20 protein-coding genes and 1 riboswitch are annotated in these 18,847 nt (G+C 69.6%); of the genes, 16 read left to right on the top strand and 4 right to left on the bottom strand.

Annotated features, from left to right (window positions below; translation table 11 throughout):
- Positions 1-68 precede the first annotated feature (68 nt).
- From ACFKCF_RS13465 to ACFKCF_RS13420, 10 genes are all read left to right on the top strand, one after another.
- Positions 69-1,145, top strand: a complete 1,077-nt coding sequence (locus ACFKCF_RS13465; protein WP_394493450.1) for a zinc-dependent metalloprotease — start codon at positions 69-71, stop codon at positions 1,143-1,145.
- Between the two features lie 246 nt (positions 1,146-1,391).
- Positions 1,392-2,396 carry a tRNA lysidine(34) synthetase TilS gene (gene tilS, locus ACFKCF_RS13460; protein WP_394493448.1) on the top strand — a complete coding sequence of 335 codons (1,005 nt, stop codon included), beginning with the start codon at positions 1,392-1,394 and terminating at the stop codon, positions 2,394-2,396.
- Positions 2,397-2,406: 10 nt separating this feature from the next.
- Entirely contained in the window at positions 2,407-2,958 is a 552-nt protein-coding gene (gene hpt, locus ACFKCF_RS13455) for a hypoxanthine phosphoribosyltransferase (RefSeq protein ID WP_313043709.1), read from the top strand.
- A 238-nt stretch (positions 2,959-3,196) separates the two neighbouring features.
- Positions 3,197-5,191, top strand: coding sequence for an ATP-dependent zinc metalloprotease FtsH (gene ftsH, locus ACFKCF_RS13450; protein ID WP_394493446.1), 1,995 nt, complete (start codon positions 3,197-3,199; stop codon positions 5,189-5,191).
- A complete protein-coding gene (gene folE / locus ACFKCF_RS13445) occupies positions 5,188-5,766 on the top strand; it encodes a GTP cyclohydrolase I FolE (protein ID WP_394493444.1) in 579 nt (192 codons plus the stop codon). Before ftsH ends, folE begins: the two co-directional genes overlap by 4 nt.
- 109 nt (positions 5,767-5,875) lie before the next feature.
- Positions 5,876-6,682 (top strand): dihydropteroate synthase, encoded by an 807-nt coding sequence (gene folP, locus ACFKCF_RS13440; protein ID WP_394493963.1) that lies wholly within the window; start codon positions 5,876-5,878, stop codon positions 6,680-6,682.
- Entirely contained in the window at positions 6,679-7,125 is a 447-nt protein-coding gene (locus tag ACFKCF_RS13435) for a nuclear transport factor 2 family protein (RefSeq protein ID WP_394493442.1), read from the top strand. The genes folP and ACFKCF_RS13435 overlap by 4 nt, the downstream gene beginning before the upstream one ends.
- On the top strand, positions 7,115-7,480 hold the full coding sequence (gene folB, locus ACFKCF_RS13430; RefSeq protein WP_394493441.1) for a dihydroneopterin aldolase: 366 nt from the start codon (positions 7,115-7,117) through the stop codon (positions 7,478-7,480). Before ACFKCF_RS13435 ends, folB begins: the two co-directional genes overlap by 11 nt.
- Complete coding sequence (gene folK / locus ACFKCF_RS13425; RefSeq protein WP_394493439.1) at positions 7,477-7,980, top strand: 2-amino-4-hydroxy-6-hydroxymethyldihydropteridine diphosphokinase; 504 nt, start codon at positions 7,477-7,479, stop codon at positions 7,978-7,980. Before folB ends, folK begins: the two co-directional genes overlap by 4 nt.
- Positions 7,977-8,432 (top strand): DUF3180 domain-containing protein, encoded by a 456-nt coding sequence (locus ACFKCF_RS13420; RefSeq protein ID WP_394493438.1) that lies wholly within the window; start codon positions 7,977-7,979, stop codon positions 8,430-8,432. The genes folK and ACFKCF_RS13420 overlap by 4 nt, the downstream gene beginning before the upstream one ends.
- Before the next feature lie 238 nt (positions 8,433-8,670).
- Here the strand turns inward: ACFKCF_RS13420 and ACFKCF_RS13415 are convergent, their stop codons facing one another.
- Both ACFKCF_RS13415 and ACFKCF_RS13410 read right to left on the bottom strand, forming a co-directional pair.
- Positions 8,671-9,747, bottom strand: coding sequence for an acyltransferase (locus ACFKCF_RS13415; RefSeq protein WP_394493436.1), 1,077 nt, complete (start codon positions 9,745-9,747; stop codon positions 8,671-8,673).
- A complete protein-coding gene (locus tag ACFKCF_RS13410; protein ID WP_394493434.1) occupies positions 9,744-10,889 on the bottom strand; it encodes an NADH-quinone oxidoreductase subunit D in 1,146 nt (381 codons plus the stop codon). Before ACFKCF_RS13410 ends, ACFKCF_RS13415 begins: the two co-directional genes overlap by 4 nt.
- Before the next feature lie 122 nt (positions 10,890-11,011).
- On the opposite strand from ACFKCF_RS13410, the gene ACFKCF_RS13405 reads away from it, so the two are divergent.
- Positions 11,012-11,671, top strand: a complete 660-nt coding sequence (locus ACFKCF_RS13405) for a DoxX family protein (RefSeq protein WP_394493433.1) — start codon at positions 11,012-11,014, stop codon at positions 11,669-11,671.
- Here ACFKCF_RS13405 and ACFKCF_RS13400 read toward each other — a convergent pair.
- Positions 11,668-12,954 carry an aminotransferase class V-fold PLP-dependent enzyme gene (locus tag ACFKCF_RS13400; RefSeq protein WP_394493431.1) on the bottom strand — a complete coding sequence of 429 codons (1,287 nt, stop codon included), beginning with the start codon at positions 12,952-12,954 and terminating at the stop codon, positions 11,668-11,670. The genes ACFKCF_RS13405 and ACFKCF_RS13400 overlap by 4 nt on opposite strands.
- Positions 12,955-12,999: 45 nt before the next feature.
- A riboswitch (SAM riboswitch) is annotated at positions 13,000-13,115 on the bottom strand.
- A gap of 112 nt (positions 13,116-13,227) precedes the next feature.
- On the opposite strand from ACFKCF_RS13400, the gene ACFKCF_RS13395 reads away from it, so the two are divergent.
- Both ACFKCF_RS13395 and ACFKCF_RS13390 read left to right on the top strand, forming a co-directional pair.
- Entirely contained in the window at positions 13,228-13,965 is a 738-nt protein-coding gene (locus tag ACFKCF_RS13395; RefSeq protein WP_394493430.1) for a TerC family protein, read from the top strand.
- 9 nt (positions 13,966-13,974) lie between these two features.
- The gene (locus ACFKCF_RS13390; protein WP_394493428.1) at positions 13,975-15,168 is read left to right on the top strand and encodes a cytochrome P450; all 1,194 of its coding nucleotides are present in this window, start codon (positions 13,975-13,977) and stop codon (positions 15,166-15,168) included.
- Here ACFKCF_RS13390 and ACFKCF_RS13385 read toward each other — a convergent pair.
- Entirely contained in the window at positions 15,152-16,114 is a 963-nt protein-coding gene (locus ACFKCF_RS13385; RefSeq protein WP_394493427.1) for an SAM-dependent methyltransferase, read from the bottom strand. The genes ACFKCF_RS13390 and ACFKCF_RS13385 overlap by 17 nt on opposite strands.
- A gap of 188 nt (positions 16,115-16,302) precedes the next feature.
- Between ACFKCF_RS13385 and ACFKCF_RS13380 the strand changes: the two genes are divergently transcribed.
- The 3 genes from ACFKCF_RS13380 (at position 16,303) to panC (ending at position 18,832) form a co-directional block, all read left to right on the top strand.
- Positions 16,303-16,530, top strand: coding sequence for a chaplin family protein (locus ACFKCF_RS13380; RefSeq protein ID WP_394493426.1), 228 nt, complete (start codon positions 16,303-16,305; stop codon positions 16,528-16,530).
- 443 nt (positions 16,531-16,973) lie between these two features.
- Positions 16,974-17,864: a Rossmann-like and DUF2520 domain-containing protein gene (locus ACFKCF_RS13375; protein ID WP_394493424.1), complete on the top strand. Its 891-nt coding sequence runs from the start codon at positions 16,974-16,976 to the stop codon at positions 17,862-17,864.
- Positions 17,865-17,995: 131 nt separating this feature from the next.
- The gene (gene panC, locus ACFKCF_RS13370) at positions 17,996-18,832 is read left to right on the top strand and encodes a pantoate--beta-alanine ligase (RefSeq protein ID WP_394493422.1); all 837 of its coding nucleotides are present in this window, start codon (positions 17,996-17,998) and stop codon (positions 18,830-18,832) included.
- The last annotated feature ends 15 nt before the right edge of the window (positions 18,833-18,847 follow it).

The following is an 18,847-nucleotide window of genomic DNA, read 5'->3' as shown; positions in this document are numbered from 1 at the left end:
CCTCCCTCCTCAGTCCAGACACCGGCGCTCCTTCGCAGGTTGGGCATCGAGCACGTACGGTGGACGGTATGCAGGTGATCGACTGGGATCTGGCCGTCACGACCGGCACGCGCCTGGTGCGCCCCGGTCCTCAAGTGAGCCGGGAGGAGGCCAGGCAGGCCGTCACCGAGCTCCGTACCCTGTCGCGTGAGGCCGAGGGCCACGTGCGCGAGTTCACCAAGATCCACGCAGAGGCCGCGCCGCAGGCCGCGACCGTCGTGGACCGGCCCGGCTGGATCAAGGCGAACGTCGAGGGCTTCCGCGTGGTGCTCGAGCCGTTGACGGAGCGCATGGGCAGCGGCGACAACCAGCCGCCCGCCATCGTCACCGCCGTGGGCTCGCGCATCACGGGCGTGGAGGTCGGGGCCGTCCTGGCCTTCCTCGCCTCGCGGGTCCTCGGGCAGTACGAGCTGTTCCTCCCGCCCGACCCCACGGGCCAGGAGCCCGCGGGCCGGCTGACGCTCGTCGCGCCCAACATCGTCCACGCCGAGCGCGAGCTGGGCGTCGACCCGCACGACTTCCGCCTGTGGGTGTGCCTGCACGAGGAGACGCACCGGGTGCAGTTCACGGGCGTGCCGTGGCTGCGCGAATACGTCCGGTCGCAGATGACCGAGTTCCTGCTCGCCTCCGACCTCGACCTGCCCACGCTGCTCGAACGCCTCCGCAACGCCGCCGACACGGTGGCCGACGTGGTGCGCGGCGGGGAGGGCAACCTCATCGACGCCATCCAGTCGCCGGGGCAGAAGGAGATCCTCGACCGCCTGACGGCCGTGATGACCCTGGTGGAGGGGCACGGCGACTACGTCATGGACGCGGTGGGCCCGTCCGTGGTGCCCTCGGTGGGCGAGATCCGCGCCAAGTTCGCCCAGCGCCGGGAGGGCGGCTCCCGCCTCGACCGCACGGTGCGGCGGCTGCTGGGGATCGACCTCAAGATGAAGCAGTACGCCGAGGGGTCGGCGTTCGTGCGGAAGGTGGTGGACCGGGTCGGGATGGATGGCTTCAACAAGATCTGGACCTCTCCCGAGACGCTTCCGACGACGGCGGAGATCTCCGACCCGGACGCCTGGATCAGCCGCGTCATCGGCACCCCGGCCCTCCCGGCCTGACCCTCCCCGCCGACAGCCGCCCGACGGGCGCACCACCGCTGAACAACCGGGGCGGTGCGCCCGCAGGCCGGCGCGGCCGTGGCGCGGGCGGCGCCCTGTCCCATCGGAGTGCCGCGGCGGCGGGTCGTGGTGCGGTGGGGTTCGGCGCTCTGTGACGGTGGGCGGCTGCTCGCCTGGTGTACTAGGGCGGCGGGTGCGGCGCAGCCGGCGGTCGGGTGGCGGCGGGATCGGTGGCGGAGGGTGAGAATGGCACCCGTGGGTCCACATCCAGCTGTAGCCGACGTGCGCCGGGCAGTGCGTGAGGCGCTGGCCGACGTCGAGAAGGGCGCACTCGTGCTGGCCGCCTGCAGCGGCGGCGCGGACTCCCTGGCCCTGGCGGCGGCACTGGCGTTCGTGGCGCCCCGGCTGGGCCTCAGGGCAGGGCTGCTCACCGTGGATCACCAGCTCCAGGAAGGCTCGGCCGAGCGGGCCAGGACGGTCGCGGAGATAGGGGCCCGGCGGCTCGAGCTGAGCCCGTCCGAGGTGCTCACCGTCACGGTCGGGACCGAGGGCGGACCCGAGGCGGCGGCGCGGGACGCGAGGTACGCCGCGCTGGCCCGGGCGGCGGACCGGCTCCAGGCGGAGGCGGTACTGCTCGGGCACACGCGCGACGACCAGGCCGAGACGGTGCTCCTGGGCCTGGCCAGGGGGAGCGGCGTCAGGTCGCTGTCCGGGATGGCGGCGCGCAGCGGGCGCTATCGCAGGCCGCTCCTGCGCATCCCCAGGGCCACCACCGTGAAGGCCTGCACGGCCATGGGGCTGGACCCCTGGGACGATCCTCACAACGAGGACCCCCGCTACACGCGGGTTCGCGTGCGGAGAAGGGTCCTGCCGGTCCTCGAAGCGGAGCTGGGCCCGGGAGTGGCCGAGGCGCTCGCGCGGACCGCGGGGATGGCGCGGGAGGACGCGGACGCCCTCGACGAGTGGGCAGAATCGGCGTACCAAAATTGCGCTCTTAGCGATATTCCGGGATCGGTGACACTGGCCGTACCAGAGCTGGAGAAGCTCCCCGGCGCCGTCAGGCGGCGGGTGTTGCGGCGGGCGGCCATTGCGGCGGGAGCGCCGTCAGGGGCCCTCTCGGCCACGCACGTGGTGGCCGTGGATCGGCTGGTCACGAGCTGGCGCGGGCAGAAGGCCGTGGACCTGCCCGGGGGTCTGACCGCCGTCCGGCGGTATGGCACCCTGATACTCGCCATCAGTCCCATCGCATAAGGAACCACAGGTGGACGCTGCCGACATGGGCAATGACCTGGAAAATGTCCTCATTCCCGAGGACGAGCTCCAGGCCAAGATCAAAGAGCTTGCCGGGCGGATCGACGAGGACTACGCGGGCAAAGACTTGCTGCTCGTGGGCGTGTTGAAGGGCGCCGTCATGGTGATGGCCGACCTGGCCAGATCCCTGCACGTGCCGGTGCAAATGGATTGGATGGCGGTGTCGTCGTACGGCGCGGGCACGAAGTCGTCCGGCGTCGTACGCGTGCTGAAAGACCTCGACACCGACATCATGGGCCGCGACGTGCTGATAGTCGAGGACATCATCGACTCCGGCCTGACCCTGCACTGGCTGTTGGAAAACCTGAAGTCGCGTAATCCCGCCTCACTTGAGATCTGCACCGCGCTGCGGAAACCGGACGCGGTGAAGGTGCCGATCGATGTGAAATACGTGGGGTTCGACATTCCCAACGAGTTCGTCATCGGTTACGGCCTCGACTACGCCGAGCGATACCGCAATCTGCCGTTCATCGGCACACTGGCCCCGCACGTTTACAAGTAGCAATCTGGACCGCGGCCGGGAACACCGCACAAGGTGACGTACGTTGATAGGGCAAGACCGGTGTAGCGGGCGGGTCCCCCCGTGCGCTCTGCCGGTGTACCTTCAGACTCCTGGAGGGTGACCGCGTGTCCCCCTCGGGTAGTCAGAAGTCGCGGTGCCGGATGCCGCGGCCCCGGGCCAGCCCGGGGTTCCAGGCCATGGTCAGGAAGGGACGGGCCCGCAAGGGGTTCCGCATCGGATGGATCTCAAGCGATTTACACGTGGGCCACTGCTGTGGATCCTGGGCATCGTCGTGCTGCTCCTCCTCGTCACCCAGCTTTGGAGTGGCGGTGGCAATTTCAAGCAAGCCGACACGTCCCTGGTTCTCCAGCAGATTCGCGCCGGAAACGTCAGCAACGCCAAGATTGTCGACAAGGACAACCGGATCGAGGTGACGCTGACCAACCCGATCACGGTCAAGCCCGGCGACGCCCCGACGAAGCTGATCCAGTCCAACTGGGTCACCGGTTACGGCAGCAAGCTGACCGACGAGCTCCAGGCTCAGTACGAGGCCGGCAAGACCAAGAGCTTCACCACCGAGGTGCCGCAGGAAAACTTCCTCGTCAGCATCCTGGTGAGCTTCCTGCCGATCGTCTTCATCGTGCTGATCTTCCTGTTCATCATGAATCAGATGCAGGGTGGCGGCTCGCGAGTGATGAACTTCGGCAAGTCCAAGGCCAAGCTCATCACCAAAGACACCCCCAAGACGACTTTCGCCGACGTCGCAGGTGCCGACGAGGCCATCGAGGAGCTCCAGGAGATCAAGGAGTTCCTGCAGGCCCCGGCCAAGTTCCAGGCGATCGGCGCCAAGATCCCCAAGGGCGTGCTGCTGTACGGCCCGCCCGGCACCGGTAAGACCCTGCTGGCCCGCGCCGTGGCCGGCGAGGCGGGTGTGCCGTTCTACTCGATCTCCGGTTCCGACTTCGTCGAGATGTTCGTCGGTGTCGGCGCCTCGCGGGTGCGCGACCTGTTCGAGCAGGCGAAGGCCAACGCCCCGGCGATCATCTTCATCGACGAGATCGACGCCGTCGGCCGCCACCGCGGCGCCGGCCTGGGCGGCGGTCACGACGAGCGCGAGCAGACGCTCAACCAGCTGCTCGTCGAGATGGACGGCTTCGACGTCAAGGGCGGCGTGATCCTCATCGCCGCGACCAACCGGCCCGACATCCTCGACCCGGCGCTGCTGCGCCCGGGCCGTTTCGACCGGCAGGTCACCGTCGACCGCCCCGACCTCGAGGGCCGCAAGGGCATCCTCAAGGTCCACGGCCGCGGCAAGCCGTTCGCCCCCAACGTCGACCTCGACGTCATCGCGCGCCGCACCCCCGGGTTCACCGGCGCCGACCTGGCCAACGTGATCAACGAGGCCGCCCTGCTCACCGCGCGGGCCGACCAGAAGCTGATCACGATGGACGTCCTCGAGGAGTCGATCGACCGCGTCATGGCAGGGCCCGAGCGCAAGTCGCGGGTCATGTCCGACAAGGAAAAGAAGATGATCGCCTACCACGAGGGCGGTCACGCGCTGGTGGCGCACGCGCTGCCCAACTCCGACCCGGTCCACAAGATCACGATCCTGTCCCGCGGCCGCGCCCTCGGTTACACGATGACGCTGCCGATGGAGGACAAGTTCCTGGCCACCAGGTCGGAGATGATGGACCAGCTCGCGATGCTGCTCGGCGGCCGCGCGGCGGAGGAGCTCGTCTTCCACGAGCCCACCACCGGCGCCTCCAACGACATCGAGAAGGCCACGGCGGTCGCCCGCCGCATGGTGACCGAGTACGGCATGAGCGAGCAGCTCGGCGCCCGTAAGTTCGGCACCGGCCAGGCCGAGGTGTTCCTGGGCCGCGAGATGGGCCACGAGCGTGACTACTCCGAGAAGATCGCCTCCACGATCGACGAGGAGGTCCGCCGGATGATCGAGACGGCGCACGACCAGGCGTGGGACATCCTGGTCGAATACCGCGACGTGCTCGACAACCTGGTGCTCGAGCTCATGGAGAAGGAGACGCTCTCCCGCGAGCAGGTGCTGGAGATCTTCGCCCCCGTGGTGGTCAAGGCGCACCGCCCGTCCTACGCGGGCTACGGCAAGCGGCTCCCCTCCGACCGTCCGCCGATCCTGACCCCCAAGGAGCAGTCGGCCAACGGCTCGCTCACCGCGGGCCACCAGGACGCCCTCCCGTCCGGGGACAGTGTGTGACTCAGTACGACGTTGACCTGGGCCGGATCGAGAAGGCCGTACGCGAGATCCTCTACGCCATCGGCGAGGATCCCGACCGTGACGGCCTCCTCGACACCCCGGCCCGGGTCGCCCGCGCCATGGCCGAGCAGTTCTCCGGGCTCGGCCAGAAGCCCGAAGACGTCCTGACCAAGGTCTTCGACGTCGATCACGACGAGATGGTGCTCGTCAGGGACATCGAGGTCTACTCGACCTGCGAGCACCACCTGGTCCCGTTCCACGGTGTGGCCCACGTGGGCTACATCCCCAATGACCGCGGCCAGGTGACGGGCCTGTCGAAGCTGGCCCGCCTGGTCGACGTGTTCGCCCGCCGCCCTCAGGTCCAGGAGCGCATGACGTCCCAGATCGCCGACGCCCTCATGCGGGTTCTGGAGCCGCGCGGAGTCATCGTGGTGGTCGAGGCCGAGCATCTGTGCATGACGATGCGCGGCGTCCGCAAACCGGGCGCCAAGACCGTCACCTCGGCGGTTCGCGGCGATTTCCGCACGAGCGACAAGACCCGATCTGAGGCGATGGCGCTCATCCTGGGTCGTTGATGACCGAACGGGGTACCCACGATGTCAACATGTGTGGGGGAGCGCCTAGGCTTGGCCCATGACTAGCGTGCCCATCAGCGTGCCGGGAGGTGCGGATCGGTGCCTCGTCATGGGTGTGGTCAATGTGACGCCCGATTCCTTCTCCGACGGCGGCCTGTGGTTCGACGAGGCGGCCGCCATCCAGCACGGCCTTGAGCTGGTCCAGGAGGGGGCCGATCTGGTCGACGTGGGCGGCGAGTCCACCCGTCCGGGCGCGGCCAGGGTGTCCCTGGAGGAAGAGCTGGCCAGGGTCGTCCCCGTGATCAGGGCACTCCACGCCGAGGGCGTGGCGGTCAGCGTCGACACGATGCGGGCCGAGGTGGCCAAGGCCGCGGTCGAGGCAGGTGCGCGGCTGGTCAACGACGTGAGCGGCGGTCTCGCCGACCCGGAGATGCCGCGGGTGGTGGCCGCGACCGGCGTCCCGTACGTCGTGATGCACTGGCGCGGCCACAGTCATGACATGGACAGCCGCGCGGTCTACGCCGACGTGGTCACCGAGGTGCGTGAGGAGCTCGGCAAGCGGGTCGACCTGGTCCTGGCCGAAGGCGTCACGGAGCAGCAGATCGTGCTCGACCCCGGCCTGGGCTTCGCCAAGAACGCCGAGCACAACTGGGCACTGCTGGCCGGGATCCCCCAGCTGGCCGGGCTGGGCTACCCACTGCTCATCGGAGCGTCGCGCAAGCGCTTCCTCGGACGGTTGCTGGCCGGCTCCGACGGCACGCCCCGGCCGTTCAGCCGCAGCGACGACGCGACGCTGGCCGTGACCGCGCTGGCCGCCCAGGCGGGCGCCTGGTGCGTACGCGTCCACGAGGTGGGCCCCAACGCCGATGCCGTACGCGTGGCAGCCGCATGGAAGAGAGCCGGAGCCAACACATGAGCGTCGACACCGTAGCGATCGAGACGGTCAACCAGGAGTTCTACACCGCGATCGAAAATGCGGATCTCGACAAGATGACCGAGATCTGGGCCGAGGACGCCGCCGACGACCAGGTCAGCTGCGTGCACCCGGGCTGGACCCTGCTGAGCGGCCGGTCCGAGGTGCTGCGGTCGTGGGCCCTGATCATGGCCAACACCACTTACATCCAGTTCGTGCTGACCGACGTCGAGACGACCGTGCTGGGCGACGTGGCCGTGCTCACCTGCGTCGAGAACATCCTCACCGCCGGCGAGGAAGGCGAGTCCAGCTTCGCTGCGGGCAAGGTGGTGGCCAGCAACGTCTACATCCGCACCCCGCAGGGCTGGCGGCTGTGGATGCACCACGGTTCGCCGGTGCTCCAAGGCGATGACGACGAGGAGGAGGAAGGCGAGCTTGAGCCCTGATCGCATCGCTCTCAAGGGCCTGCGGGCCAGGGGGAGGCACGGCGTACTCCCTGCCGAGCGGGAGCTCGGGCAGGAGTTCGTCGTGGACGCGACGCTGTTCCTCGACACCGCGCCGGCCGCGGCCGGCGACGACCTCACCAAGACCGTCCACTACAGGGAGCTGGCCGAGGCGCTGGTCGAGGTCGTGGAGGGCGAGCCGGTCGCGTTGATGGAGACGCTCGCGCAGCGGCTGGCCGACGTGTGTCTGGCCAGCGAACTGGTGCGTAAGGTCGAGGTGAGCGTGCACAAACCGGCGGCGCCCATCCCGCTGCCGTTCGACGACGTGGTCGTGACCATAGAGCGGAGCCGCGTATGAAAGTCGTCCTCGCTCTCGGCAGCAACCTGGGGCCCCGGTTCCAGACGTTGCAAGGCGCCGTGGACACCCTGTTCGACGCCCCGGGGCTGGAGTTCGTCCAGGCGTCGCCGGTCTACGAGACCGACCCTGTGGGCGGTCCACCGGGACAGAAGCCGTATCTCAACGCGATCGTGATCGCGGAGACCAGCCTGCAGCCGCGCACGCTCCTGGAGCGGGCACAGAGCGTGGAGAACGCCTTCGGGCGGGTACGCGCCGAGCGCTGGGGGCCGCGCACGCTCGACGTCGACCTGATCGTGGTCGGCGACACGGTCTGCGAGGAGCCCGAGCTGACACTGCCGCATCCGCTCGCCCACGAGCGCGCGTTCGTGCTCGTGCCGTGGTCGAAGGCGGACCCCGACGCGGTGGTGCCCGGGCGCGGCCGGGTGGTGGAGCTCCTGGCGGAGATCGACCAGCAGGGGGTACGCCTGCGCGACGACCTGAAGCTGCAGAGGCCCGATTGAAGCCCACCCATCCGGGCCGCCTGGTCGGCATCATCGCCGTCGTCGCGCTGATCGCGTGGGCGGCCGTCAGGCCCTTCTACTCGGACCTGCCCCTGATGCCGTGGACGGCGATCCCGACCGTGCTGCTGCTGGCCATCGGCGAGGGTTACAGCGCCTGGGTGACCAAGGCCAGGATCGCCAGGAAACCCGGCACCAAGCCGGTGGAGCCGCTGTCGGTGGCCAGGCTGGCCGCGCTGGCCAAGGCGTCGGCGTACGCCGGGGCGGTGTTCGCCGGGTTGTTCGCCGGGTTCGGGCTCTACACGGTGCAGATCCTGGACCGGGAGACGCCGAGGGCGGAGTTCTTCGTCGCGGCGGGGTCGTTCGTGTCCTGCGTGGTCCTGATCTGCGCCGCCCTCTACCTGGAACACGCCTGCCGCATCCCCAAGGACTCGGACGAGCACAAACCGGACTAAGCGCGGGTTTCGGGGCTGCGCTCCCTCGCGTGTTCATGGCCTCCACTTCGTGGAGGCGGCTCGGTCGCTGGAAGCCGTCGCCTTCCTTCGTCGCTCTGGTCGCTGCGCTCCCGCCGCTCCTCAGTCCAGGCGACGGCGCTCCCTCGCGTGTTCATGGCCTCCACTTCGTGGAGGCGGCTCGGTCGCTGGGAGCCGTCGCCTTCCTTCGTCGCTCTGGTCGCTGCGCTCCCGCCGCTCCTCAGTCCAGGCGACGGCGCTCCCTCGCGAAGAGGTAGATGACCGGGGCGGTGCAGATCAGCGGGCCGATGATGGCGATCGGGCGTTCCAGCCACCATTTCAGGTCCGGCGGGATCTCGGTGCCCAGGGTGCCGAAGAGCCACCACGACAGGCCCAGCGCGATGGCCATCCCGGTCGTGTGGAAGAGGAAGAGCGGCAGCGAGTACCGGTTGATGAACCCGTTCACCCGCCGCCAGCCCGGACGCTCCAGGACCCGCTCCATCGACGGCCGCAGCACCTCCACCAGCCCGACCTGGAACAGCAGCAGGGCGACGATCACGAACGTGGGCGGCGCCATGTTGGACCACTTGTCGCCCGGCACGCCCACCATCGACCCCGGGTAGATGCCCGAGTAGACCAGGCCGAACAGGGCGAACAGCCCCGTCCAGAGCAGCGCGACGTCATAGCGCCTGGGCAGGATGACGATCCGGTCGTAGAAGAACCCGGCCTGGTGGGCGAGCCCCCAGACGATGATCATGTTGAGCCAGCCGACCCAGTCGATTCCGTACCGGAAGCGCACCACGTCCACCACCAGCGACGCGCCGCCGAGCCAGATGAGCGTCAGCACGTCGTAGCGGCGGTGCAGCCAGAGCGCCACGGGCAGCAGCGCGATCAGCACGAGGTAGACGCCCAGGAACCACAGCGGGCTGAGCACCAAAAGCACCACCCGCCACATCCAGTCCACCCGGAACGTGAACGTCACGACCGCCCCGACGGCGATCCACACCCCGGACAGGAACAGGGCGGGTAAAGCCAGCGCGCGGATGCGCCGCCAGACGAACGAGCCGATGCCGACGCCGCGCGTCTTGGCCCGCTCCCAGGACAGCAGGTGCACGTGGCCGCCGACGTAGAAGAACAGCGGCAGCACCTGCAGCAGCCAGGTCAGGATCCACAGCCCCGAGGTGAAGCCCAGCGGGCTGGTGGGCTCGGGGCCGCTCGGCTTCCACTCCAGGATGGTGAACGCCCAGTGCCAGACCACCACGACGCACAGGCTCAGCGCCCGGAGCCAGTCGACGTACTTGTCGCGCTCGACTTTCACTTGTCGATGTCACCCACGACGAAGAACATCGAGCCGAGGATGGCCACCATGTCGGCGACCAGGTGGCCGGGCAGTATCTCCCGCAGCACCTGGATGTTGCTGTACGAGGCCGAGCGCAGCTTGAGCCGCCATGGAGTCTTGTCTCCCTTGGAGACCAGGTAGTAGCCGTTGATGCCGAGGGGATTCTCGGTCCACGCGTACGTGTGGCCCTCCGGCACCTTCAGCACCTTCGGCAGGCGCTGGTTGATCGGCCCGGGAGGCAGCGAGCGCAGCCGCTCGACGCAGGCGTCGGCCAGTTCGAGCGAGATCTTGAGCTGGTCGAACAGCACCTCGAACCGGGAGTGGCAGTCGCCGGCCTGCCGCGTGACGACCTTGACGGGCAGCTCGGGATAGGCCAGGTACGGGTCGTCGCGGCGCAGGTCGAAGTCCACCCCGGAGGCCCTGGCGATGGGGCCGCTGACGCCGTACTGCATGATCTGCTCGCGGGAGAGCACGCCGACGCCCTTGGTGCGGGCGAGGAAGATCTCGTTGTGCAGGATGAGGTCCTCGATGTCGGGCACGCGGCGGCGGGTCTCCGCGACGGCCTCCGACACCCGGTCGAGCCAGCCCAGCGGCAGGTCCTCCTTGAGGCCCCCGACCCGGTTGAACATGTAGTGCATGCGGCCGCCGGAGATCTCCTCCATGACGGCCTGGATGCGCTCGCGCTCGTTGAAGGAGTAGAACAGCGGCGTGATCGCGCCGAGCTCCAGGGGATAGGAGCCGAGGAACATCAGGTGGTTGAGCACCCGGTTGAGCTCGGCCAGCAGCGTGCGCGCCCACACGGCCCGGACCGGGGGCTCCATGCCGAGCAGGCGTTCGGCGGCGAGCACCACGCCCAGCTCGTTCGCGAACCCCGACAGCCAGTCGTGCCGGTTGGCCAGCATGATGATCTGGCGGTAGTCGCGGACCTCGAACAGCTTCTCCGCGCCCCTGTGCATGTAGCCGATGATCGGCTCGGCGGCGGTGATGCGTTCGCCGTCGAGGGTCAGCCTCAGCCGGAGCACCCCGTGGGTCGACGGATGCTGGGGACCGATGTTGAGGATCATGTCCTCGGTGGCCAGCTCTTTCGCACCCGCGCCGATCCCGACCACACGTTCCGTCATATGGCAATGCTGCCACCGCGCCGGTTGCTGATCCAGGGCGGGGCCGGGTCAAGGAATGGTACGGAAACGCATCCCTAACTCGGACACGGGGAGGAATACCAGGAACGGGGGGAGATAACACCATGAAGAGAGTTGTGTTTGATGTCGCGGCGTTGATCGCACGGGTGGTGACCGGCGTGATCTTCGTGGTTCACGGGTCGCAGAAGTGGCAGGGCGGCCTGGCGGCCACGGGGCAGGCGTTCAAGGGGATGGGGATCCCGATGCCGGAGCTCGCCGCCGCATTCGCGACCGTCGTCGAGACCGCCGGCGGCCTGTTCCTGATCCTGGGCCTGCTGGTGCGCCTGGTAGGGCTGCTGTTGCTGATCAACATGCTGGGCGCCGTCGCGTACGTGCACGCGGGGCACGGGGTGCTGACCAGCGCCGGCGGCTGGGAGCTGCCCGGCGCGCTCGGGGCGCTGGCCCTGCTGTTCCTGGCGCTCGGGGGCGGCCGGATCGGCATCGACGGGATCTTCGCCGCGATGTTCCGCCGGCGCTCGGCACGCCGGGCCGCCGAGGAGGAACGCGCCACGCAGCCACAGCGTCCGGAGCCGTCGAACGTCACGACCAGGACCGCCGGCCCCACGACGCCCGCGCCGGCCGCCGAGGCGCCTCGGGTGCCCAGGCAGCCGACCGAGCACCGGGCCGGAGCGGTCAACGACGACGACATGAGGGACATCGACGCGCTGGTCTCCGACGAGCCGCCGCCGCACCGCAAGCCGCCGAACCGCTCCGACGCCGTCTAGCGGCCCACGAGCTCCCGCAGGGCCTCGACCAGCCGGTCCACGTGCTCCTGCGTGGTGCCGATGCCGATGGAGGCCCGCACCGCGGAGGCGGTGCCGTCCTCGCATCCGCCGTCGGCCTCTCCAAGAAGGTGCCGGACGAACGGGTGCGCGCAGAACTTGCCGTCGCGCACGCCGATGCCGTACTCGCCGGACAGCACCTCGGCCACCTCGCGGGCCGAGTAGCCGTCCACGGTGAACGACACGATGCCGACGCGCGGGTGGTCATCCCCCCACAGCGACAGCTCCCGCACGCCCTCGATCGAGGCCAGCCCCGAGCGCAGGCGCGCGATCAGCCGCTCCTCCTCCCGCACCAGCGCGGTCCAGCCGGTGGCCGTGAGCGCGTCGCAGGCGGCGGCCAGGGCGATGGCGCCCAGCACGTTCGGGGTGCCCGCCTCGTGTCGCGGCTCCGGGTCGTCGTGCCACTCGGTGTCGTCGCCCACGGAGCGCACCGCGCCGCCGCCCTTGAGGTACGGCTCGCCCTCCGCGAGCCAGTCCCGCCGCCCGACCAGCACCCCCGCGCCGAACGGCGCGTACAGCTTGTGCCCGGAGAAGGCCACGTAGTCCAGGTCGAGCGCGGTCAGGTTGAGGCGCCGGTGCGGTACGAGCTGGGCGGCGTCCACCAGGATGCGGGCGCCGTGCCGGTGGGCGACGTGGGCCAGGGCGGCGATGGGCCAGAGCTCGCCGGTGACGTTGGAGGCGGCGGTGACCACGAGCAGCTTGGGGCCGTCGATGCCGGCCAGGGCCTCGTCGGCGGCGCGGACGGCCTCGCCGGGGAAGGCGGGCGGCGCCAGCCGTACGGACTTCTGCCAGGGGAGGAGGGAGGCGTGGTGTTCGGTGTCGAAGACCACGGTGGTCGTGTCAGAGGGCAGGCAGCGGGCCAGCAGGTTCGTGGCGTCGGTGGTGTTGCGGGTGAAGATCACGGCGTCGTCCGGGCGGGCCCCGACGAACGCCCGGACCGTGTGGCGGGCCTGCTCGTAGCGGGCGGTGGTGAGCTGCGAGGCGTAGCCCGCGCCCCGGTGGACGCTGGAGTAGGCCGGGAGCGCGGCGGTGACGGCGGCGCTGACCGGCTCGAGACAGGGGGCGCTGGCGGCGTAGTCGAGGTTGGCGTAGCCGACGAGCCTGCCGCCCTTGACCGGCACCTCGAGATCGGCCCCGAGCACGGCGGGGATCGGCCTGCTCGTGGTGGCCGCAACCGCCTCGGCGGCACGGGCGGGGACGGAGCTGAAGATCGTCAATGTGGACATGGCACATCTCCCTCAGGGTCATCGGACCCCTGGAAGCAGCCACGGAGCCCGCGCTTGCCCGCCACACCTCGTGGCGGACCAGGTCTTCACCCGGGGCACCCCGCCGCGGACGCGAGGGTTGCCGGCCAGCTAGCCGGGGCTTGTCGCTGGCACTCATGACCTACGGCGCAGACTATAACCCAATCCCCGCCACCGATCGCAAGTCGGTGAACTTATTCGGCCCCTGACTCGTTGCTACCGGAAATCCCGCCAACGTGTCATGGAGGTGCGCAGATGTTCGACTGGGTGACCGACCCTCAAATATGGATCGGCTTCTTCACCCTGGTCGCCCTGGAGATCGTGCTGGGGATCGACAACATCATCTTCATCTCCATCCTGGCCGGGAAACTACCTCCCGAACAACGGGACAGAGCCCGGGTGCTGGGGCTGGGCGCGGCCCTGATCACCCGGCTGCTCCTGCTGCTGGCCCTGTCGTGGGTGGTGCAGCTCACCGAGCCGCTGTTCGCCGTCTTCGGTCACGAAATATCAGGACGTGACCTGATTCTGCTGCTCGGCGGCCTGTTCCTGCTGGGCAAGAGCGTCACCGAGATCGGCCACAGCATGGACGGCCCCGTGGGCAAGGACGGCAAGAAGGCCGCGGCCGCCTCCTTCGCTGCGGTGATCGCCCAGATCATGGTGCTGGACATCGTGTTCTCGCTCGACTCCGTCATCACCGCCGTCGGCATGGTCGACGAGCTCGGCGTGATGATCGCGGCGGTCGTGGTGGCGGTGCTGGTGATGTTGTTCGCCTCGGGACCGATCAGCAGGTTCGTGGACCGGCACCCGAGCATCAAGATGCTGGCGCTGGCGTTCCTCGTGCTGATCGGCGTGGTGCTCATCGCCGAGGGCTTCGGCCAGCACATTTCCAAGGGCTACATCTACTTCGCGATGGCGTTCTCGCTCGTCGTCGAGCTGCTGAACATCCGGATGCGGAGCAAGCGACCGGCGCCACAGGAGGACGCCACTCCATAAGATGAAATAGTGCGATTTGACCCTTGGGATCCGGATTTCGTGGCTCACCCGTACCGGGTGTACGACGAGCTGAGGCGCGAGGCGCCGGTCAGCTACTTCGAGCCGACGAACCAGTGGCTGATCTCACGTCATGCCGACGTGAACGCCCTGCTCAGGGACCGCCGCCTGGGGCGGTCCTACCTCCATGTGGCCGGCCACGAGGAGTTCGGCAGGCCGCCGGAGCCGGAGTTCCAGGAACCGTTCTGGCGCGTGATCAGGGCGGGCATGCTCGACGTGGAGCCGCCGGTGCACACCAGGCTGCGCCGGCTGGTCTCCAAGGCGTTCACGCCGCGCATGGTCGAGTCGCTGCGTCCCCGGGTGCGCGCCATCGCCGAGGGCCTGGTGGACACGTTCGTGGAGAAGGGCGGCGGCGACCTCCTCGCCGAGGTCGCCGAGCCGCTCCCGGTGACGGTGATCGCGGAGATGCTCGGCATCCCCCACGCCGACCGCCACCTGCTGCGCCCCTGGTCGGCGGAGATCTGCGGCATGTACGAGCTCAACCCGAGCCTTGAGGACCAGCACACAGCGGTACGGGCGGCGTCGGAGTTCGCCGACTACCTCAAGACCCTGGCAGCGGAGCGCCGCCGGGCCCCCGGCGACGACCTGATCAGCGCGCTCGCACAGATCGACGAGCTGACCGAGGACGAGCTGGTCGGCACGTGCGTGCTGCTGCTCAACGCCGGCCACGAGGCCACCGTGAACGTGACGGGCAACGGCTGGTGGGCCCTGTTCCGCAACCCCTCCGAGCTGGCGCGGCTGCGCGAGGACCGCTCGCTGCTGCCCACGGCCGTCGAGGAGGTGATGCGCTGGGACACGCCGCTGCAGATGTTCGAACGCTGGGTGCTGGAGGACATCGAGGTGCACGGCGTGGAGATCCCGCGCGGGTCGGAGGTGGCGCTGCTGTTCGGCTCGGCCAACCGCGACCCGGCGGTGTTCGAGGACCCGGACCGGCTCGACGTAGGGCGGGCCGACAATCCGCACATCTCGTTCGGGGCCGGGATCCACTTCTGCCTGGGCGCGCCGCTGGCCCGCATCGAGCTCATGGAGTCGTACGGCGCGCTCCTGGACCGGGCGGCCAAGCTCGAACTGCGGGAGGAGCCGAGCTGGAAGCCCGGCTTCATCATCAGAGGGCTGCGGGCGCTGGAGGTCACCGCCGCTGGCTGAGCCAGCCGAACCCGCCGAGCCCGGCCGGGTCGATCAGCTCACCCTCCTCCGACGCCCTGGCCAGCGCCCGGATGTAGGCGCGCGGCTCGGTGCGGGCCAGGTCGATCGGAGGCCGGGTGCCGGTGATCCCCAGAGCCCTCAGCGCGTCGCGCTGTGTGGACAAGGCTGTGGATATCGCGCCGGCCTCGCGCCCGGCCTCGGCACACGCGTCAAGTGCGACATGAGCCGTGATATCGCAGGTCCCATCGGGGATCGGGGCAACGACCGCGCCGTCGCGGTAACCGGTCAACGTGCCACAGAGGGGCCGGTTATCCACAGGGTGTGCATAATCCACGGCAATCGCTCGGCCCTTTGTGAGGCGTCCCACAACAGAGGCCCACGCCTCGTCGCGGGGGCGGCCGATCTCCGCGCGCGAGCCCACCCGGGTCAGCGGCCACCATCGGTCGAGCCAGGCGCGGTCGTCCGGTGGCAGCGGCTCGCCGAGGCGCTCCTCGCCGGTGCGGACGTTCACCATGATGAGTCGCGGCCCGTCGGCGGTCTGCTCCGCCACGTCGAGCGGCACGTTGTCGAGCCACTCGTTGGCGACCGCCAGGCCCGTGATGCCGGTGGGCACGCTGCGCCGCCAGGCGATCCGCTCGGGCAGGCCCTCCGGCCTGGGGGACAGGTCGACGGCGGTGACGCGGAGCCGGTCTCGCAGCGCGGGCTCGGCGGCCTCCAGCACCTGGGCGACCAGCGTGCCCTCGCCCGCGCCGATGTCGACCAGGTCGAGCACGTCAGGACCGCCGAGCTCGACGTCCACCTCCGACAGCAGCGCCAGCACGGCGTCGGCGAACGCCGGGGAGGCGCTGACCGAGGTCCGGAAGTGGCCTGAAGGGCGTTCGCGAAGGTAGAAGCCCTCCTCGCCGTACAGCGCACGCTCCATTGCGGCGCGCCAGGTGAGCCACATGTCCAGGACTATCTCATGACTTTCGTGTGACACGCATCGTCATCATTTGGCTACTCATTGTCGCCGACTTGCGGTACGTTTACCTAATGTCATCGAGCGGTCGCGTTGCGTCATCCCCCAGTTGGTGCGAGCGACCGCTTCCGCGCAAGCACCAGCGGCCCCGGGCCGCCCAACTGAGAGGAGCCCTCGTGCTGAAGAAGGTCATGGTCGTCACAGGAGCCGTCGCCATGCTGTCGCTCGCGGCCCCGGCGCACGCCGACACGACCAGCGGCAACGGCAGCGTGCTCGGCGGCAACCAGCTGCACCTTCCCATCGCGATCCCGATCAACGTCTGTGGCAACGCCGTGGCCGTCATCGGCGCCGCGTTCGCCGGGTGCAAGGGTGGCGCCTACGCCAACGTGCCGAGCCACCACTGAAAGAAGAAAGAGCCCGGGCCGGCATTCGTCCGGCCCGGGCTCCAACTCCGGCTGGTCGGTCGGCGAGCGGCCAGTCGGTCGCACCTCCAAAGAGGTCCCATCCTGCGGGCGTCGGGTCCTGGATGAATGGACTCGGCGCCCGCTGCCATGCGATGAAACCCCTCTCCTCATCTCTTCCGACAGGGGGTGCACGTTTTGTATGCCCTTGTCGCATTTGTCGTTAACTCAACGGGCGGCAAAACCGCGGTCACGGAGGAGCCCCCGGGCGAGTCGCGGGACCTGCCCTACAGTCCGCAGCCCTGAGAGGCCGTTACGCTGGTCGGCAGTGCCACAACAGAAGCCTGCTCGTCGGACCGGAGCCCTGCTCGTCGTGCCTGGTTGAGGCCAGGGCGGCAGTCCGCCCGGCAGGCTTCGCATCAGCAGGTCGACAGGGGTGTGACGTCATGGACGCAGGGGATCGCCCGGCACGGCTGACTGTCGGCGTACTCGGGGCGGGCAAGGTCGGCTCGGCTCTCGGTGCCGCACTGGCTCAGGCGGGGCACCGGATCGCCGCCGCGAGCGGCGTGTCGGACAATTCACAGCGATGGGCGGCCGACCGGCTCGGCGTCAAGCCGTCCAGGCCCGACGAGGTGGTCGCGGCGGCCCAGCTCATCCTGCTCACCGTGCCCGACGACGCGCTGCCCGACCTCGTCAACGGGCTGGCCACCACGGGGGCCGACCTCCAGGGCAAGCTGCTGGTGCACACCAGCGGGGCGTACGGGCTGTCCGTGCTCGAACCGGCGGCCAAGGCCGGCGCGCTGCCGCTCGCGCTGCACCCGGTGATGACCTTCACGGGCAGGGACGACGACCTCAACAAGCTCACCGGCATCTCGTACGGTGTGACCGCCCCCGACGTGCTGCGGCCGATCGCCGAGGCCCTGGTGATCGAGATGGGCGGCGAGCCGGTCTGGATCGCCGACGCCGACCGCGCGCTCTACCACGCGGCGCTGGCCGGGGCCGCCAACCACATGGTCACCCTCATCGCCGAGTCGCAGGAGCTGCTGGGGCGCATCGGCGTCGAGCACCCGGGGCGGATGCTGGGCCCGCTGCTCGGCGCCGCGCTCGACAACGTGCTGCGGCTGGGCATCACGGGGCTGACCGGCCCGGTCGTCCGCGGCGACGCCGGCACGGTGCGCAAGCACGTGGACGCGCTGATCCTGGCGGCGCCCGAGGCGGCCGACGCCTACATCGCGCTGGCCCGCCTCACGGCCGACCGCGCGCTGGCCGCGGGGCTGCTCAAACCGGAGGAGGCGGAGCGGCTCCTCGACGCGCTGGGGGGCAATATATGGACCTGACGCGAGGGAGCGCCGTTGCCTGGACTGAGGAGCGTCGGGAGCGCAGCGACCAGAGCGACGAGGGAAGGCGACGGCTCCCCAGCGACCGAGCCGCCTCCGTGGAGCGGAGGCCATAAGCGGAGGGCGTTTTCATGGAGCTGATCGTTGCCAGGGGCCGGGAAGACCTGGTCAAGGCGCGTCGTGGTGATGAGGTGGCTCTCGTCCCCACCATGGGCGCGCTGCACGAGGGGCACAGGTCGCTGATCAGGCAGGCCCGCGTCCGCGCCGATCAGGTCGTGGTCAGCATCTTCGTCAATCCCCTGCAATTCGGCCCAAGCGAGGATTTTTCACGCTATCCCCGTACATTCGACGCCGACCTGGACGTGTGCCGGGCCGAGGGCGTGGACGTCGTCTTCCACCCGGACGCCGCGCAGATGTACGCGCCAGACCGCCAGGTGAGCGTCTCCGCGGGCCACATGGGCTCGATCGTCGAGGGCGCCTTCCGGCCCGGCCACTTCGACGGCGTGCTGACGGTCGTGCTCAAGCTGTTCAACCTGGTCCAGCCCGACCTCGCGGTCTTCGGCCAGAAGGACGCCCAGCAGCTCGCCCTCATCCGCCGCATGGTCGCCGACCTCGACCTGCCCATCGAGATCCTGGGGGCGCCGACCGTACGCGAGCCCGACGGCCTGGCCCTGTCGAGCCGCAACCGCTACCTGTCCGACGACGACCGCCAGGTGGCGCTGGCGCTCTCCCGCGCCCTGCGGGCGGGCGCGGCCGAGCTCACCCCGGCCAGGGTCCGTACGGTGGCCCAGGAGGTGCTCGACGCGGCCGGGCCCCGGCTCGCGACCGACTATCTGGCGCTGGTCGATCCGGCGACGTTCGCCGAAGTGGACGAGTCGTACGCGGGGATGGCCGTGCTCGCGGTCGCCGCCACGGTGGGCACCACCCGGTTGATCGACAACGTCACCCTCACCTTGAATCCCGCCTGAGGCGGATTACCGTCG

It is taken from the genome of Nonomuraea sp. JJY05 (genome assembly GCF_043496855.1).
GTDB lineage: Bacteria > Actinomycetota > Actinomycetes > Streptosporangiales > Streptosporangiaceae > Nonomuraea.
Note: the sequence above shows the minus strand (reverse complement) of the source record. Positions and strands in the feature narration are given on the sequence as shown.

What these genes read in the sequence shown, in the direction of transcription:
- ACFKCF_RS13465 (WP_394493450.1), top strand. Translation starts at nt 69, where the DNA reads ATGCAGGTGATCGACTGGGATCTGGCCGTCACGACCGGCACGCGCCTG.
- tilS (WP_394493448.1), top strand. Translation starts at nt 1,392, where the DNA reads ATGGCACCCGTGGGTCCACATCCAGCTGTAGCCGACGTGCGCCGGGCA.
- ftsH (WP_394493446.1), top strand. Translation starts at nt 3,197, where the DNA reads ATGGATCTCAAGCGATTTACACGTGGGCCACTGCTGTGGATCCTGGGC.
- folP (WP_394493963.1), top strand. Translation starts at nt 5,876, where the DNA reads ATGGGTGTGGTCAATGTGACGCCCGATTCCTTCTCCGACGGCGGCCTG.
- ACFKCF_RS13435 (WP_394493442.1), top strand. Translation starts at nt 6,679, where the DNA reads ATGAGCGTCGACACCGTAGCGATCGAGACGGTCAACCAGGAGTTCTAC.
- folK (WP_394493439.1), top strand. Translation starts at nt 7,477, where the DNA reads ATGAAAGTCGTCCTCGCTCTCGGCAGCAACCTGGGGCCCCGGTTCCAG.
- ACFKCF_RS13410 (WP_394493434.1), bottom strand. Translation starts at nt 10,889, where the DNA reads ATGACGGAACGTGTGGTCGGGATCGGCGCGGGTGCGAAAGAGCTGGCC.
- ACFKCF_RS13405 (WP_394493433.1), top strand. Translation starts at nt 11,012, where the DNA reads ATGAAGAGAGTTGTGTTTGATGTCGCGGCGTTGATCGCACGGGTGGTG.
- ACFKCF_RS13400 (WP_394493431.1), bottom strand. Translation starts at nt 12,954, where the DNA reads ATGTCCACATTGACGATCTTCAGCTCCGTCCCCGCCCGTGCCGCCGAG.
- ACFKCF_RS13395 (WP_394493430.1), top strand. Translation starts at nt 13,228, where the DNA reads ATGTTCGACTGGGTGACCGACCCTCAAATATGGATCGGCTTCTTCACC.
- ACFKCF_RS13385 (WP_394493427.1), bottom strand. Translation starts at nt 16,114, where the DNA reads ATGTGGCTCACCTGGCGCGCCGCAATGGAGCGTGCGCTGTACGGCGAG.
- ACFKCF_RS13375 (WP_394493424.1), top strand. Translation starts at nt 16,974, where the DNA reads ATGGACGCAGGGGATCGCCCGGCACGGCTGACTGTCGGCGTACTCGGG.
- panC (WP_394493422.1), top strand. Translation starts at nt 17,996, where the DNA reads ATGGAGCTGATCGTTGCCAGGGGCCGGGAAGACCTGGTCAAGGCGCGT.